The organism is Mesorhizobium sp. M7A.F.Ca.AU.001.01.1.1, assembly GCF_004022735.1.
GTDB lineage: Bacteria > Pseudomonadota > Alphaproteobacteria > Rhizobiales > Rhizobiaceae > Mesorhizobium > Mesorhizobium ciceri.
Genome location: NZ_RZPF01001389.1, coordinates 1 through 407 on the forward strand (window position 1 = coordinate 1; position 407 = coordinate 407).

1 protein-coding gene is annotated in these 407 nt (G+C 64.1%); it reads left to right on the forward strand.

The window, feature by feature from the left end:
• The coding region (locus tag EN884_RS38335) for an arginase family protein (RefSeq protein ID WP_206617796.1) at positions 1 to 405 on the forward strand (405 nt) is incomplete at its 5' end.
• Positions 406 to 407: the final 2 nt, after the last annotated feature.

Below are 407 nucleotides of genomic sequence, written 5' to 3' on the forward strand. Positions count from 1 at the left end.
GTCCAGATCGGCATCAGAGGTGCAATCTCCGATGCAGAGAACTACGATTTCGCCCGCGAGGCCGGCATCCGCATCATCGTTATCGAGGAATTCATGGAGCGCGGCGTGGACGCGGTGATGGCCGAGGCACGCTCGATCGTCGGTGAGGCGCCGGCCTACGTCTCGTTCGACATCGACGCGCTCGATCCGTCTTTTGCCCCCGGCACCGGCACCCCCGAGATCGGCGGCATCACGACGCGCGAGGCCCAGAAGATGGTCCGCGCGCTGGCCGGCGTCGACATCATCGGCGCCGATCTGGTCGAAGTTTCGCCTCCGCTCGATCCTTCAGGCGTCACCGCGCTGACCGGTGCCACCCTCCTGTTTGAGCTTCTCTGCGTAATGACGGTCCAGATGCTGGCTCAATGAGA